Source organism: Sphingomicrobium sp. (assembly GCA_036563485.1).
Taxonomy (GTDB): domain Bacteria; phylum Pseudomonadota; class Alphaproteobacteria; order Sphingomonadales; family Sphingomonadaceae; genus Sphingomicrobium.
On record DATCMI010000001.1, the window covers coordinates 1,081,589 to 1,093,015 of the forward strand.

General features: G+C 66.1%; 16 protein-coding genes. 8 read left to right on the top strand and 8 right to left on the bottom strand.

Annotated elements, in window-relative coordinates:
* Positions 1–16: 16 nt before the first annotated feature.
* Genes lptB through VIL42_05690 form a run of 4 tightly spaced genes read right to left on the bottom strand, consistent with a single transcriptional unit; the run spans position 17 to position 2,599 of the window.
* Positions 17–790, bottom strand: coding sequence for an LPS export ABC transporter ATP-binding protein (lptB, locus tag VIL42_05675; protein HEY8592343.1), 774 nt, complete (start codon positions 788–790; stop codon positions 17–19).
* A 9-nt stretch (positions 791–799) separates the two neighbouring features.
* Positions 800–1,336: an LptA/OstA family protein gene (locus VIL42_05680; protein HEY8592344.1), complete on the bottom strand. Its 537-nt coding sequence runs from the start codon at positions 1,334–1,336 to the stop codon at positions 800–802.
* 11 nt (positions 1,337–1,347) lie between these two features.
* Positions 1,348–1,983, bottom strand: a complete 636-nt coding sequence (gene lptC / locus VIL42_05685; GenBank protein ID HEY8592345.1) for an LPS export ABC transporter periplasmic protein LptC — start codon at positions 1,981–1,983, stop codon at positions 1,348–1,350.
* Positions 1,976–2,599: a ribonuclease D gene (locus VIL42_05690; GenBank protein ID HEY8592346.1), complete on the bottom strand. Its 624-nt coding sequence runs from the start codon at positions 2,597–2,599 to the stop codon at positions 1,976–1,978. The genes lptC and VIL42_05690 overlap by 8 nt, the downstream gene beginning before the upstream one ends.
* Before the next feature lie 212 nt (positions 2,600–2,811).
* On the opposite strand from VIL42_05690, the gene VIL42_05695 reads away from it, so the two are divergent.
* Both VIL42_05695 and VIL42_05700 read left to right on the top strand, forming a co-directional pair.
* On the top strand, positions 2,812–3,612 hold the full coding sequence (locus VIL42_05695) for a cold-shock protein (GenBank protein ID HEY8592347.1): 801 nt from the start codon (positions 2,812–2,814) through the stop codon (positions 3,610–3,612).
* 29 nt (positions 3,613–3,641) lie between these two features.
* Positions 3,642–4,058 carry a hypothetical protein gene (locus VIL42_05700; protein HEY8592348.1) on the top strand — a complete coding sequence of 139 codons (417 nt, stop codon included), beginning with the start codon at positions 3,642–3,644 and terminating at the stop codon, positions 4,056–4,058.
* Between the two features lie 5 nt (positions 4,059–4,063).
* Here VIL42_05700 and VIL42_05705 read toward each other — a convergent pair whose 3' ends face one another.
* Both VIL42_05705 and VIL42_05710 read right to left on the bottom strand, forming a co-directional pair.
* On the bottom strand, positions 4,064–5,665 hold the full coding sequence (locus VIL42_05705) for a cisplatin damage response ATP-dependent DNA ligase (protein ID HEY8592349.1): 1,602 nt from the start codon (positions 5,663–5,665) through the stop codon (positions 4,064–4,066).
* Positions 5,666–5,704: 39 nt separating this feature from the next.
* Complete coding sequence (locus VIL42_05710; protein ID HEY8592350.1) at positions 5,705–6,013, bottom strand: hypothetical protein; 309 nt, start codon at positions 6,011–6,013, stop codon at positions 5,705–5,707.
* A 152-nt stretch (positions 6,014–6,165) separates the two neighbouring features.
* Here VIL42_05710 and rpmG point away from each other — a divergent pair, with 152 nt between their 5' ends.
* The gene (gene rpmG, locus VIL42_05715) at positions 6,166–6,333 is read left to right on the top strand and encodes a 50S ribosomal protein L33 (protein ID HEY8592351.1); all 168 of its coding nucleotides are present in this window, start codon (positions 6,166–6,168) and stop codon (positions 6,331–6,333) included.
* Between the two features lie 90 nt (positions 6,334–6,423).
* Here rpmG and VIL42_05720 read toward each other — a convergent pair whose 3' ends face one another.
* A complete protein-coding gene (locus VIL42_05720) occupies positions 6,424–6,813 on the bottom strand; it encodes a response regulator (protein ID HEY8592352.1) in 390 nt (129 codons plus the stop codon).
* 37 nt (positions 6,814–6,850) lie between these two features.
* On the opposite strand from VIL42_05720, the gene VIL42_05725 reads away from it, so the two are divergent.
* Genes VIL42_05725 through VIL42_05740 form a run of 4 tightly spaced genes read left to right on the top strand, consistent with a single transcriptional unit; the run spans position 6,851 to position 9,533 of the window.
* Positions 6,851–7,126: a DUF3572 family protein gene (locus VIL42_05725; protein HEY8592353.1), complete on the top strand. Its 276-nt coding sequence runs from the start codon at positions 6,851–6,853 to the stop codon at positions 7,124–7,126.
* The gene (locus VIL42_05730; GenBank protein HEY8592354.1) at positions 7,123–7,860 is read left to right on the top strand and encodes an SDR family NAD(P)-dependent oxidoreductase; all 738 of its coding nucleotides are present in this window, start codon (positions 7,123–7,125) and stop codon (positions 7,858–7,860) included. Before VIL42_05725 ends, VIL42_05730 begins: the two co-directional genes overlap by 4 nt.
* A 38-nt stretch (positions 7,861–7,898) precedes the next feature.
* Positions 7,899–8,360: a RidA family protein gene (locus VIL42_05735; GenBank protein ID HEY8592355.1), complete on the top strand. Its 462-nt coding sequence runs from the start codon at positions 7,899–7,901 to the stop codon at positions 8,358–8,360.
* Between the two features lie 33 nt (positions 8,361–8,393).
* Complete coding sequence (locus VIL42_05740) at positions 8,394–9,533, top strand: GNAT family N-acetyltransferase (GenBank protein HEY8592356.1); 1,140 nt, start codon at positions 8,394–8,396, stop codon at positions 9,531–9,533.
* On the opposite strand, the gene VIL42_05745 is transcribed toward VIL42_05740, so the two are convergent.
* Positions 9,509–10,435 carry an isoaspartyl peptidase/L-asparaginase gene (locus VIL42_05745; GenBank protein ID HEY8592357.1) on the bottom strand — a complete coding sequence of 309 codons (927 nt, stop codon included), beginning with the start codon at positions 10,433–10,435 and terminating at the stop codon, positions 9,509–9,511. The genes VIL42_05740 and VIL42_05745 overlap by 25 nt on opposite strands.
* Before the next feature lie 90 nt (positions 10,436–10,525).
* Here VIL42_05745 and VIL42_05750 point away from each other — a divergent pair, with 90 nt between their 5' ends.
* Positions 10,526–11,425, top strand: a complete 900-nt coding sequence (locus VIL42_05750; protein ID HEY8592358.1) for an SPFH domain-containing protein — start codon at positions 10,526–10,528, stop codon at positions 11,423–11,425.
* Positions 11,426–11,427: the final 2 nt, after the last annotated feature.

An 11,427-nucleotide genomic window follows, 5' to 3' on the forward strand; every position in this document is an offset into this window, starting at 1 on the left:
CGCCCCATGACTGCGCCTAGAGCGCGAAGCTCTCGCCGAGGTAGAGGCGCCGCACCTCGGGGTCGGCGACCAGTGCTTCGGGAGTACCGGCAAACAGGACCTGCCCGTCGTAGATGATGCAGGCGCGGTCGACGATGTCGAGCGTCTCGCGGACGTTGTGGTCGGTGATCAGGACGCCGATGTCGCGGCTCTTCAGCTCGCGCACGAGCTCGCGGATGTCGGCGATGGAAATTGGGTCGATGCCGGCGAACGGCTCGTCCAGCAGCATGATGGTGGGTTCGGCAGCGAGCGCGCGGGCGATCTCGCAGCGGCGCCGTTCGCCGCCGGACAGGGCCATTGCCGGCGATTCACGAAGCGCGGTGATGCCGAACTCGCTGAGCAGCTGCTCGAGCCGGTCCTTGCGCCGCTGGCGGTCCGTAACCGCGACTTGCAGCACGGCCATGATATTTTCCTCGACGCTCATGCCGCGGAAGATCGAGGTTTCCTGCGGCAAATAGCCGAGGCCGAGAACGGCGCGCCGGTACATCGGGAGGTCGGTGATGTCCTGCCCGTCGAGCAGGATGCGGCCGCTGTCGGGCCTGACCAGCCCCATGACGGAATAGAAGCAAGTGGTCTTGCCGGCGCCGTTCGGACCGAGCAGGCCGACGACTTCGCCACGATGGACGTCGAGCGAGACGTCGTGGAGCACCGCACGGCGATCATACGACTTGGCGATCGATCGCACCTGGAGCCCCTCGGCAAGCTGCCGCGCCTCGCCGGGCGAGTGCGGGAAGGGAGAGGCTTCGTTCATTGCGGGTGCCTAGCGCTGGGAGCGCTGCGGGACGGTGAAGTGGCCACTGACGCGTCCGCCGGTGGAATTCACGCCCGGCGGTCCGCCGTCGATCACGGCGCGGCCGGAGTTCAGGTCGATGACCAGGCGGGCGCCGCTAACCCGGCTCTGCTCGCGCGTCAGCTGGACGTTGCCGATCAGCGTGATCAGTTTGCGGTCGAGGTCGTAAACGCCGAAGTCGCCGCGCGCGGTTTCCGACGGGCTGCGGACCACCACCCCGTCGGCGGCATCGAGGCGCTTGATCTGCACATTGTCGCTGCCGCCGGTCGAATAAGCGACCGTCAGCCGCGGCGTGTCGAGCGTCAAATTGCCCTGCGCCGCATGGACATTGCCGCTGAACACGGCGCGGTCGGCGCGATCCTGTACCTCGATGCGGTCGGCACTAACATCGACGGGCGCATTGGTGTTGTGCCCTTTGAGTGCCGAATTGGGCTGCTCCTGCCGGATCTGGGCAAGCGCCGCCGTGGCCGCGAGAGCGGCGACCGGTGCAAGGATGATGCCAGCCATGCGCACTCTTATCATCTGACCGCCCCTTGGACGATTTTCAAGCGAGCACCGCCATCGAGGACGACGGTTCGAGTGCCGAGATCGGCGCGCAGCCGCCCTGCCTGGAACTGACCGAGGCGCATCGAACCCGACACCGGCGCGGAACTCGCAAGCTGGCGGCTCTTGAGGTCCACGGTCACGTCGCTGGTGCCGAGCCGATAGCCGCCGCCGCCAGCGACTTTCACCGGCCCGTCGATGTTCACCCGCTGGCTGTCGAGATTGTACCGGCCCTCGTTGGCGGCGATCAGCATTGGCCCCTGCGCCAGGTTCAGCCGCGCGAACATGCCGGTGATCGCGACCACCGGCACATCCGAACTCGGCTGGATGGCGCGGTCGGCGATCATCGTGAACTGCTGCCCCTTGTCGTCGGTGCCGACATAGCGTGCCTGCTCGACCCGCATGCGCTCGGGCGCATTGTCGACCTTCTTCTTGTCGAGGATGAAGCTGACGTCGCCCTTCTTGTCGAGCGGCGCGAGCGCCAGGATCGCGATCAGCACGCCGACCGCGCTCGGCAGCGCCACTTTCGACAAGCGCACCAGCCGGTCGTGAGTACTGCCGGGACGGGCCCAGCGCTTGCCTGGCCGTTGCTGGACGACGCTGTCAGCCATCGTGGGCGAAGATGTCGTGGTCAGGCCAGCCGGCGACGTCGAGCACGGCGCGTGCGGGAAGGAAGTCGAAGCAGGCCTGGGCGAGGCCGGTGCGGTCCTCGCGCTGAAGCCGTTCGTCCAGTTTCTCCTTCAGAGCATGAAGAAAGCGAACGTCGCTCGCCGCATATTCGCGCTGCGCTTCGGACAGGTCGTCGGCGCCCCAATCACTGGTCTGCTGCTGTTTGGAGATCTCGTGCCCGAGCAGTTCCTTGACGAGGTCCTTGAGACCGTGACGGTCGGTATAGGTGCGCACGAGGCGGGAAGCTGTCCGTGTGCAATAGAGCGGGCCAGCCAGGATGCCGAGATAGGCGTACATGATGCCCACGTCGAAGCGGGCGAAATGATAGAGCTTCAGCCGGTTCGGGTCAGCGAGCAGGGCTTTCAGGTTGGGCGCCGAATAGTCGCTGCCCTTAGCGAAGCGGACGAGATGTTCGTCGCCTTTGCCGTCAGACAATTGCACCAGGCACAGGCGATCGCGATGGGGGTTGAGGCCCATGGCTTCGGTGTCGACCGCGATCGGTCCGTCGGCAAAGGTCACGCCGGCGGGCAAGTCTTCCTGGTGCAGATGAACGGCCATTCGATATCCTCGGGTGAAGCGGTCGTGCGGCCTTTAGTCCGCGTTGCGCCCGCCTTGCCAGCCTTCCTTTATTTGAGTCACTAGAGGCGCTTCCATTTTTCCTGTAAGGGGCTGAACCGTGCGTGAGTGGTTTCGCGCGGTGACCGGTTGCGCCATTTGGCCCGAGCGCGTTGGTTTCTAGGGTTTTTTGGGCTTCTTGAGTTCGGACGGTTATGGGTTTTGACAGAGGGCGCAAGGGTGAACGCGGCGGGCGCGGCCGCGACAAGCGCGACAGTTTCGGTGGTGACGACAATTTCAGCGGTGGCGGCGGCGGCGACTTCGGCGGCGGCGGATTCCAGGAGCGCGGCGGCTACGGCGGCGGGCGCGGTGGATTCGGCGGCGGTGGTGGCGGCGGCTATGGCGGCGGCGGCGGTTTCGGTGATCGCGGCGGTGGCGGCGGTTACGGCGGCGGCGGACGCGGCGGCTTCGGCGGCGGCGGTGGCGGCGGCGGTTTCCGCGGCGGCGGTGGTGGTGGTGGCGGCATGCCTCCCCAGGTCGTCGGCGAAGGCAAGGGCGTCGTAAAGTTCTTCAACCCGCAAAAGGGTTTCGGCTTCATCGTTCGCGACGATGGCGGCGAAGACGTGTTCGTGCACATTTCGGCGGTCGAGCAGGCGGGTCTTACCGACCTGGCGGACGGCCAGCCGCTCGAGTTCACGCTGGTGGATCGCGGCGGCCGCATTTCGGCTACGAACCTGCGTATCGACGGTGAGCCGATGGCGGTCGAGCGCGCCGCTCAGGCCCCGCAGCGCCAGCTGACCGGGGAAAAGGCGCAAGGCACGGTGAAGTTTTTCAACTCCATGAAGGGCTTCGGCTTCATTCAGCGTGATGACGGCCAGCCGGATGCGTTCGTTCACATCTCGGCGGTCGAGCGCGCGGGCATGCCGACTCTCAACGAAGGCGACCGGCTCGAGTTCGAGCTGGAGGTCGACCGCCGTGGCAAGACTGCCGCGGTGAACCTTTCTGCGATCAGCTAAGCTTACCCGAACAAAGGGGGCAGGGGCCGGTGGAGGAGACTCCGCCGGCCTTTTTTTTGAGACTTGCTCAGGAGGCATTGATGGTCTCGTCGCTCGTTATCGCCGCAGTCATTGCGCAAGCAGGCGCCGCCACCGCGGCTCCTGCGTCCTCCCAGGTCGATTTTGGCATTCGCTGCATGGTCGCTGCGCAAATGGCCGTCGGACAGCTGGACGGCGCGATGAAGGCGAGCCTGCAATTGGCGGCGCTTTACTATTTTGGTCGCGTCGACGCCGCGGCGGGAGCCGAATTGGACCAACGCGTCGAACGGGTGGCGCGAGCTATGGAAGGTCAGCCTCTGGGCCCGCTTCTTCAGGAATGCGGGACGTTCATGGAGAGCCGAGGCAGGATCATGCAGGACGTCGGCGATCGACTGCTCGCTCGTGAGCAGGCACGGCAGACGCAGTAACTCAGTTACGTGGCCATCGCCTGCAAGGTCGCAACGCGATCGGCTTCGGCGGCCGGCTTGTCGGTGCGGATCCGGCTGACACGGGGGAAGCGCATGGCCAGGCCGGACTTGTGGCGCGAGCTGGCGTGGATCGAATCGAACGCGACTTCCAGCACCAGTGCTTTTTCGACTTCCCGGACAGGGCCGAAGCGCTGAACCGTGTGGCTGCGGATCCAGCGGTCGAGCCACTTAAGCTCCTCGTCGGTGAAGCCGAAATAGGCCTTCCCAACCGGGAGCAATTCGCCGCCGTCCGACCAGCAGCCAAAGGTATAGTCGCTGTAGTAGCTCGACCGCTTCCCCGACCCGCGCGCCGCATACATCAGCACGCAGTCGGCGGTCAGCGGATCGCGCTTCCATTTGTACCACAGACCGGCGCGGCGGCCGCCGACATAGGGGCTGTCGCGGCGCTTCAGCATCATGCCCTCGATCGACACGTCGCGGGCGTTCAGCCGCAAGTCCTCCAGTTCCTCGAAGCTCGTGCAGTCGATCAGCTGCGACACGTCGAAACGGTCCCGGTCGAGATCGACGGCAAATCGCTCGAGGCGCTTGCGGCGCTCGGACCAAGGCAGCTCGCGCAGGTCCTCATCGCCGTCGAACAGGATGTCGTAAAGGCGGACGAACGCCGGATAGGAACTCAGCATTTTGCCGCTGACCGCCTTCCGCCCGAGCCGCTGCTGAAGGGCGTTGAAGCTGGCTGCCGCACCGCCATGGACGTCGGCGACACCCTGCTCCTCGCCGCGCACCAGCAATTCGCCGTCGAGCACGCCAGGCGTGCGGAACGCTTCGGCCACGTCCGGGAAGCTGTGCGAAATGTCGTCGCCGGTCCGGCTGTAGAGGCGCGTTTGGCCGCCCGCGTGGACGAGCTGAACCCGGATCCCGTCCCATTTCCACTCGGCGGCATAGTCGTCGAGCGACACGCGCGTGTCCTCGAGCGCGTGGGCGAGCATGAACGGCCGGAAGACCGGCACGTTGCGCACCGCCGGCTGGCCGGTTCGCCCTTCGGCCCAGTCGAACAGCTCGGTGAACGGCGGGGCAAGGCCGTGCCAGACTTCCTCCACCGCTTCGACCTGGAGGCCGAAGGCATCAGCGAACGCCTGCTTGGCAAGCCGCGCATTGATCCCGACGCGAAGCTCGCCGGTCGCGAGCTTCAGCAGCGCGAATCGGCCGGACGCGTCCAAATGGTCGAGCATCGAGGCGAGCACGCGCGGCGCTTCGAGGCGCGATGCGGCGCGCAGCCGCTCGATGGCTTCGGAGATGCGGATGGTGGCGTCGTCGATCTCCGGAACGCCGTCCGCGGCGCTGGGCCACAACAATGCCACCGTCTCCGCCATGTCGCCGACATAGTCGCGGCTCATGTACAGGAGCGTGGGGTCGACACGCTCTTCAGCGATCGCCCGCACCGCGGCGCCTTTGACGGCGGGAATGCTGAGAGTGCCCGTCAGTGCGGCAAGGCCGTAGCCACGGTCCGGATCCGGCGTCTCCTTGAGATAGTCGCCGATCAGCCGCAGCTTGGTATTGCGCGAGCGCGTGTAGACGAGGTCGTCGAGAAGCTGCGAAAAGGCGCGCATCGCGCAGCACAATGCGCGAGCCGCGTTGCGGTGCCGAAACTAGTGCAGGCGCAGTGCGAGCGCGGCGAGGATCGTGTTGCAGTCGCCGTCGGAACGGCTGTCGAGCGCTTCGTCGACATGTTCGAGGCAGCTGCTCATCGCCACGCGATGACCCGGCAGGAGGGCCAGCTGCGCCGAGCAGCGGGCGAGGCCTTCAAGCGCTGCGAGGCCGTTGTCGGCGGCGAGTTGGCGGATCGCGTCCATCCTGGCGTGGAGGTCAAGAGGGGAGAGCTGCGGACCGGCGTTTCGAATCTCCGCGACGCGGGCGCCGACCGTGAGCCGGACATTTGCGAGCGGATCGATTGCCATGGCCTTGCCTCCTGCTCAGCCAAGGTCTCGCACTTTGGTTAAGGCGTCGTTACAGCGCTGTGTCGGTTGACAGAATCGATGCGCTCGGCCATGGAGCCGGCGATTTCGAGCGGCGCGCAGCCGCTCTTCTTTTTTCAGATCGGGAATTTTCCATGGCGAAGCCGGCAACGGTCAAGATCAAGCTCGTCAGCAGCGCGGACACGGGTTTCTTCTACGTGACGAAGAAGAATCCGCGCACGCAGACGGAAAAGCTGAGCTTCCGCAAGTATGATCCGGTCGCGCGCAAGCACGTCGACTTCAAGGAAGCGAAGATCAAGTGAGCCTGACGGCGTAGCCGTTCAGGACTCATCCGCGCAGCAGCGGGGATCCAGCAAAACTACAAAACTGCACTCCTGCGCTCGCAGGAGCGCTCAGCCCTGCGCGGTTTCCGCTGGCGTGGGCTGCAGCAGTTCGTCAACCGTCTGGACGAACTTCACCACCGAAATCGGTTTCGACACATAGGCTTGGGCACCCGCACCGCGGATCCGCTCCTCGTCGCCCTGTGCCGAATAGGCCGTCACTGCCATGATCGGCACCTCTGCCAGCGCTTCGTCGCGGCGAATCATCCGGATCAATTCCAGGCCGCTGACGTGCGGCAGCTGGATGTCGGTGATCACCAGGTCCGGTGAAAAGGCACGGGCAGCGTCGAGCGCAATACGACTGTCGGTCACCGCCTCGGGCTCATGGCCATGTGCGGCGAGAAGGTCGCAGAACAGCTTGATGTTCAGCGCATTGTCCTCGACGATCAGGATCTTGGCCAATCTGCTTCCCTCAAGCCTTCACGCACCATCTTAAGCCGTGCAGCGCGAATCGCATAATGATCCGCATGCGCTCGCTCTCGCGGCGCTCGCGGCAACGCTCGGCGACGGCCGCCGGGCCCAGCGCTTCCTCGACTTGACTGGAATTGGGACGGACGAGCTCCGCGCCCGCGCGGGGAACGCCGATCTCCTTGCCGGGCTGGTCCGCTTTCTCGAGGCGCACGAGCCGGACCTGATCGATGTCGCGGAGGAGCTTGGCGTGACGCCCGAACTGCTCGTAGACGCGCGCCGCAAGCTCGAGGAAGGACGCCAATGAAGACCATCCTGATCACCGGCGCGACGGCCGGCTTCGGCGAAGCGGCGGCGCGCAAGTTCGTCGCCGGCGGCTGGCAGGCGATCGGCACGGGCCGCCGCGGCGACCGCCTCAGGAACCTTCAGGATGAGCTCGGCGACGCCTTTCTCCCGCTCGAGGTGGACATGCGCGACGTCGCTGCCCTCGAAGATCTCGCGAATCTCTCCGGGCGCTGGGCGGACATCGACCTGCTGCTCAACAATGCCGGCCTCGCGCCGCCGATGACCGACCTCCAGGACTCCGAGTGGGACAAAATCGAGACGGTCATCGACACCAACGTCACCGGGCTGGTCGCGCTCACGCGGGCGCTCCTGCCCAAGCTGATTGAGCGCAAGGGCCAGGTGATCAACCTCTCGTCCGTCGCGGGTACCTACCCGTACAAAGGCGGCGCGGTGTACGGCGCCAGCAAGGCGTTCGTCCGCCAATTCTCGCTCGACCTGCGCTGCGACCTTGCCGGCACTGGCGTGCGGGTCACATCCATCGAGCCGGGGATGGCGGAAACGGAATTCACGATCGTCCGCACCGGCGGCGACGAAGAAGCGTCGCGCAAGCTCTACTCCGGCATGAACCCGATGACGGCGGACGATCTCGCCGACCTCTTCTGGTGGCTCGCGAACCTGCCGCCGCACCTCAACATTAATACGATCGAGCTGATGCCGGTCAGCCAGAGCTTCGCGGGCTTCACGGTCACCCGCTAGGGTTGATTCGTGCGCGCGCGAGTGCTTGTGCGCTGCGCATGAGCATCGACCAGCGCCTATCCGAACTCGGGATCACCTTGCCCGAGGCCGCCGCCCCCGTCGCATCCTATGTTCCAGCCGTGCAAGCTGGCGGGCTGCTCCACATCTCGGGCCAGATCAGCTTCGCCGAGGACAAGAGCCTGATCACCGGAAGGCTGGGCGAGGACATGGACGTGGATGCCGGCATCGCCGCGGCGCGCCGCTGCGGGATCATGCTGCTGGCCCAGATCAAGGCAGCGCTCGGCTCGCTGGACCGGGTCGAGCGGATCGTAAAGCTCGGCGTGTTCGTGAACAGCGCGCCGTCGTTCACCGACCAGCCGAAGGTCGCCAACGGCGCGTCCGAGCTGATGCAGGAAGTGTTCGGCGAGCCCGGCCGCCATGCCCGCAGCGCAGTCGGCGTCGCCGCCTTGCCGCTCGGCGTCGCCGTCGAGGTCGATGCGATCGTTGCGGTGAAGGGCTAGCTGATCCGCTCCGGCCACCCCACCTCAAGGGAAATGGCCGACCGCGAACAGGAAATCACTGCCAAGATCGCGTCGGGGGTTGCCGGGCTGAACGGCAGCGCCTGGGATCGGTTGGCCGGCGACGATCCGTTCCTCAGTCATGCGTTCCTGTCGACGCTCGAAGATTCGGGGAGCGTCGGCCCTGGTACGGGCTGGACTCCCGCGCCGGTGCTGGTCGAGGACGAAGCCGAGCACCTGCTCGCCGCCGCTCCTGCTTATTTGAAGACTCACAGCCAGGGCGAATATGTGTTCGACCACGGCTGGGCCGACGCGTGGGAGCGGGCGGGTGGCCAATATTATCCGAAGCTACAGGTCGCGGTCCCGTTCACGCCGGTGCCCGGACCACGCCTGCTCGGGTCGCGGCCGCAGCAGCTGCTTGCTGCACTGGAAGCAGTGACCGTTCAGAACGAGCTATCGTCGGCGCACATCACCTTCGCCGATGAGCCCGGTGCGGCAGCCGCAGAGCAGCGCGGATGGCTGATCCGCCACGGCGTCCAATATCATTGGCACAATCGCGGCTACTCGAGCTTCGACGATTTCCTCGCCGCCTTGTCGAGCCGCAAGCGCAAGTCGATCCGCAAGGAGCGTGCGGCCGCGCGGGAGGGGCTGGAGTTCCGGGCGCTTCGCGGCGCCGAGATCGGCCGCGACGAGTGGGATGCGATGTGGGTCTTTTATCAGGATACCGGCTCCCGGAAGTGGGGGCGGCCCTATCTTACGCGCGCCTTTTTCGACCTGATCGGCGAGCGCATGGCCGACCGGCTACTCCTCTTCCTCGCCTGCCGCGACGGGCGGCCGATCGCAGGGGCGCTCAACTTCATCGGCGGCGATACGCTATACGGCCGCTACTGGGGCACGATCGACGAAGTGCCGTTCCTCCACTTCGAGCTCTGCTATTACCAGGCGATCGAGTGGGCGTGTCAGCACCAGCTCGCCTCGGTGCAGGCCGGCGCCCAAGGCGAACACAAGGTCGCGCGGGGCTACGAGCCGGTGATTACGCGCAGCGCCCACTTCCTGCCGAACCCCAGCTTCCGCGATGCGGTGTCAGCGTTCCTCGAGGACGAACGCGCAGCGGTCGCAGCCGAGGTCGAGTGGCTGCGGCGCGACCTGCCCTACCGCTCGTCCGCTTCCGAATAGACGGCGACCGTCCGGCCGCTGGCGTCGGCCATGCCGCGGTACATGCCCGGGGTAGTGAAGCCCCAGGCCGCGTCGCCGTCCGGCGTCACGGCGATGAGCCCGCCCTTGCCGCCGAGATCGGCAATGTCGGCGAGCACCGCGTCGAGCGCCTGCTGCAGGGTCTCACCGCTCAGCCGGATGCGCTCCGCCACCTGGTGAGCAGCGACGGCACGAATGAAATATTCTCCTGAGCCCGTTGCCGACACCGCCGCCGAGCGGTCGTCGGCGTAGGTCCCGGCGCCGATCAGCGGCGAATCGCCAACGCGTCCCCAGCGTTTGGCCGTCAGCCCGCCGGTCGATGTCGCAACCGCGACATGGCCGCTGCTGTCGACCGCGACGGCGCCGACAGTCCCATATTTGATCTCGTCGTCGAAGCCGCCTTCCTGAATCAGCTCGTCGAGCTGGCGGCGTCGCTCCGGGATCTCGAACCAGCTGTTTTCGACCTGTTCGAAGCCGTGGTCGCGCGCGAAATCGTCAGCGCCCTTGCCGGAAAGGAATACGTGCGGCCCTTCGGCGAGGAGCCGCCGGGCCAGGCTGATCGGGGCCCGCGTAGTGCGCAGCCCGGCCACCGCACCTGCCGCGCGGCTCCGGCCATCCATGATCGCCGCATCGAGTTCGACGCAGCCGCTCGCGGTTAGCACGCTCCCGCGTCCGGCATTGAAGCATGGGTCTTCTTCAAGGATGCGCACAGCCGCTTCGACGGCGTCGAGAGCGCCGTCGCCCGAGCGGAGGGTCGTCGCACCGGCTTCGAGTGCCCGCTCGAGTCCTGCCCGTGCGCAGCGCTCCTGCTCCGGGTCGAGCTTGCCGGGGCGCATCGAGCCCGAGCCACCGTGGATCACCAATCGCCAGCGTCTGTCCGTCATCGCCGCGCCTTAGACGCGAGGCCCTGCCGATTCCAGTTGCGCGCAGCGCGTCGTCATATTATTATGATATCAATTAAAAGGAGACTTGGAATGGCTGACACTCAGGTCATTGCACTGACGGCAACCAGCGAGCGGAAGGCAGGAACGGGGAGCGGCTATGGCATGCTGGTCGTCCTCCTGCTCGCGATCGCGCTCGATGCGTACGGGATCCAGCGGCTCGGCGACGGAGCCGACTTCACCAGCCTGGCGATCGTCGGGATCGCGACGCTGGCGATCATCCTCGTCCTGCCCGGCTTCTACATGCTTCAGCCCAACCAGGGGGCGGCGATCACCTTGTTCGGCGAATATCGCGGCACCGACCGGGCAACCGGTCTGCGCTGGACCTGGCCGTGGATGGCCAAGAAGAAGGTCTCGGTCCGCGCCAACAACTTCATCTCCGAAAAGATTAAGGTGAACGACCTTCGCGGCAACCCGATCGAAATGGCCGCGCAGATCGTCTGGCGCGTGGTCGACACGGCGCAGGCCCTGTTCGATGTCGACGATTACAAGCAGTTCGTTCGCGTCCAGGTCGAGGCCGCGATCCGCACCATCGGCTCGCGCTACCCCTATGACGACTTCGAGCATCAGGAAGTCACGCTGCGCGGCAATCACGACCAGGTCGGGGCCGAGCTTCGCAGCGAGCTGATCGCGCGGCTGGCGGTAGCCGGCATCACGGTCGACGAGTGCGGCTTCACCCACCTTGCCTACGCGCAGGAAATCGCGGGTGCGATGCTTCGCCGGCAGCAGGCGCAGGCCGTCGTCGCGGCGCGCAAGACCCTGGTCGAGGGTGCGGTCGGGATGGTCGAAATGGCGCTCGAGCAGCTATCCGAAAAGAATGTTGTCGAACTCGACGACGAGCGGCGGGCGGCGATGGTGTCGAACCTGATGGTCGTCCTGTGCGGCGAGCGCGATACCCAGCCCGTCGTCAACACCGGCACCTTGTACCAGTAAGC

Bases quoted from the DNA above. Each gene is read 5' to 3' on its own strand.
- lptB (HEY8592343.1), bottom strand. From the start codon at position 790: ATGAACGAAGCCTCTCCCTTCCCGCACTCGCCCGGCGAGGCGCGGCAG.
- VIL42_05680 (HEY8592344.1), bottom strand. From the start codon at position 1,336: ATGGCTGGCATCATCCTTGCACCGGTCGCCGCTCTCGCGGCCACGGCG.
- lptC (HEY8592345.1), bottom strand. From the start codon at position 1,983: ATGGCTGACAGCGTCGTCCAGCAACGGCCAGGCAAGCGCTGGGCCCGT.
- VIL42_05690 (HEY8592346.1), bottom strand. From the start codon at position 2,599: ATGGCCGTTCATCTGCACCAGGAAGACTTGCCCGCCGGCGTGACCTTT.
- VIL42_05695 (HEY8592347.1), top strand. From the start codon at position 2,812: ATGGGTTTTGACAGAGGGCGCAAGGGTGAACGCGGCGGGCGCGGCCGC.
- VIL42_05705 (HEY8592349.1), bottom strand. From the start codon at position 5,665: ATGCGCGCCTTTTCGCAGCTTCTCGACGACCTCGTCTACACGCGCTCG.
- VIL42_05710 (HEY8592350.1), bottom strand. From the start codon at position 6,013: ATGGCAATCGATCCGCTCGCAAATGTCCGGCTCACGGTCGGCGCCCGC.
- rpmG (HEY8592351.1), top strand. From the start codon at position 6,166: ATGGCGAAGCCGGCAACGGTCAAGATCAAGCTCGTCAGCAGCGCGGAC.
- VIL42_05730 (HEY8592354.1), top strand. From the start codon at position 7,123: ATGAAGACCATCCTGATCACCGGCGCGACGGCCGGCTTCGGCGAAGCG.
- VIL42_05735 (HEY8592355.1), top strand. From the start codon at position 7,899: ATGAGCATCGACCAGCGCCTATCCGAACTCGGGATCACCTTGCCCGAG.
- VIL42_05740 (HEY8592356.1), top strand. From the start codon at position 8,394: ATGGCCGACCGCGAACAGGAAATCACTGCCAAGATCGCGTCGGGGGTT.
- VIL42_05745 (HEY8592357.1), bottom strand. From the start codon at position 10,435: ATGACGGACAGACGCTGGCGATTGGTGATCCACGGTGGCTCGGGCTCG.
- VIL42_05750 (HEY8592358.1), top strand. From the start codon at position 10,526: ATGGCTGACACTCAGGTCATTGCACTGACGGCAACCAGCGAGCGGAAG.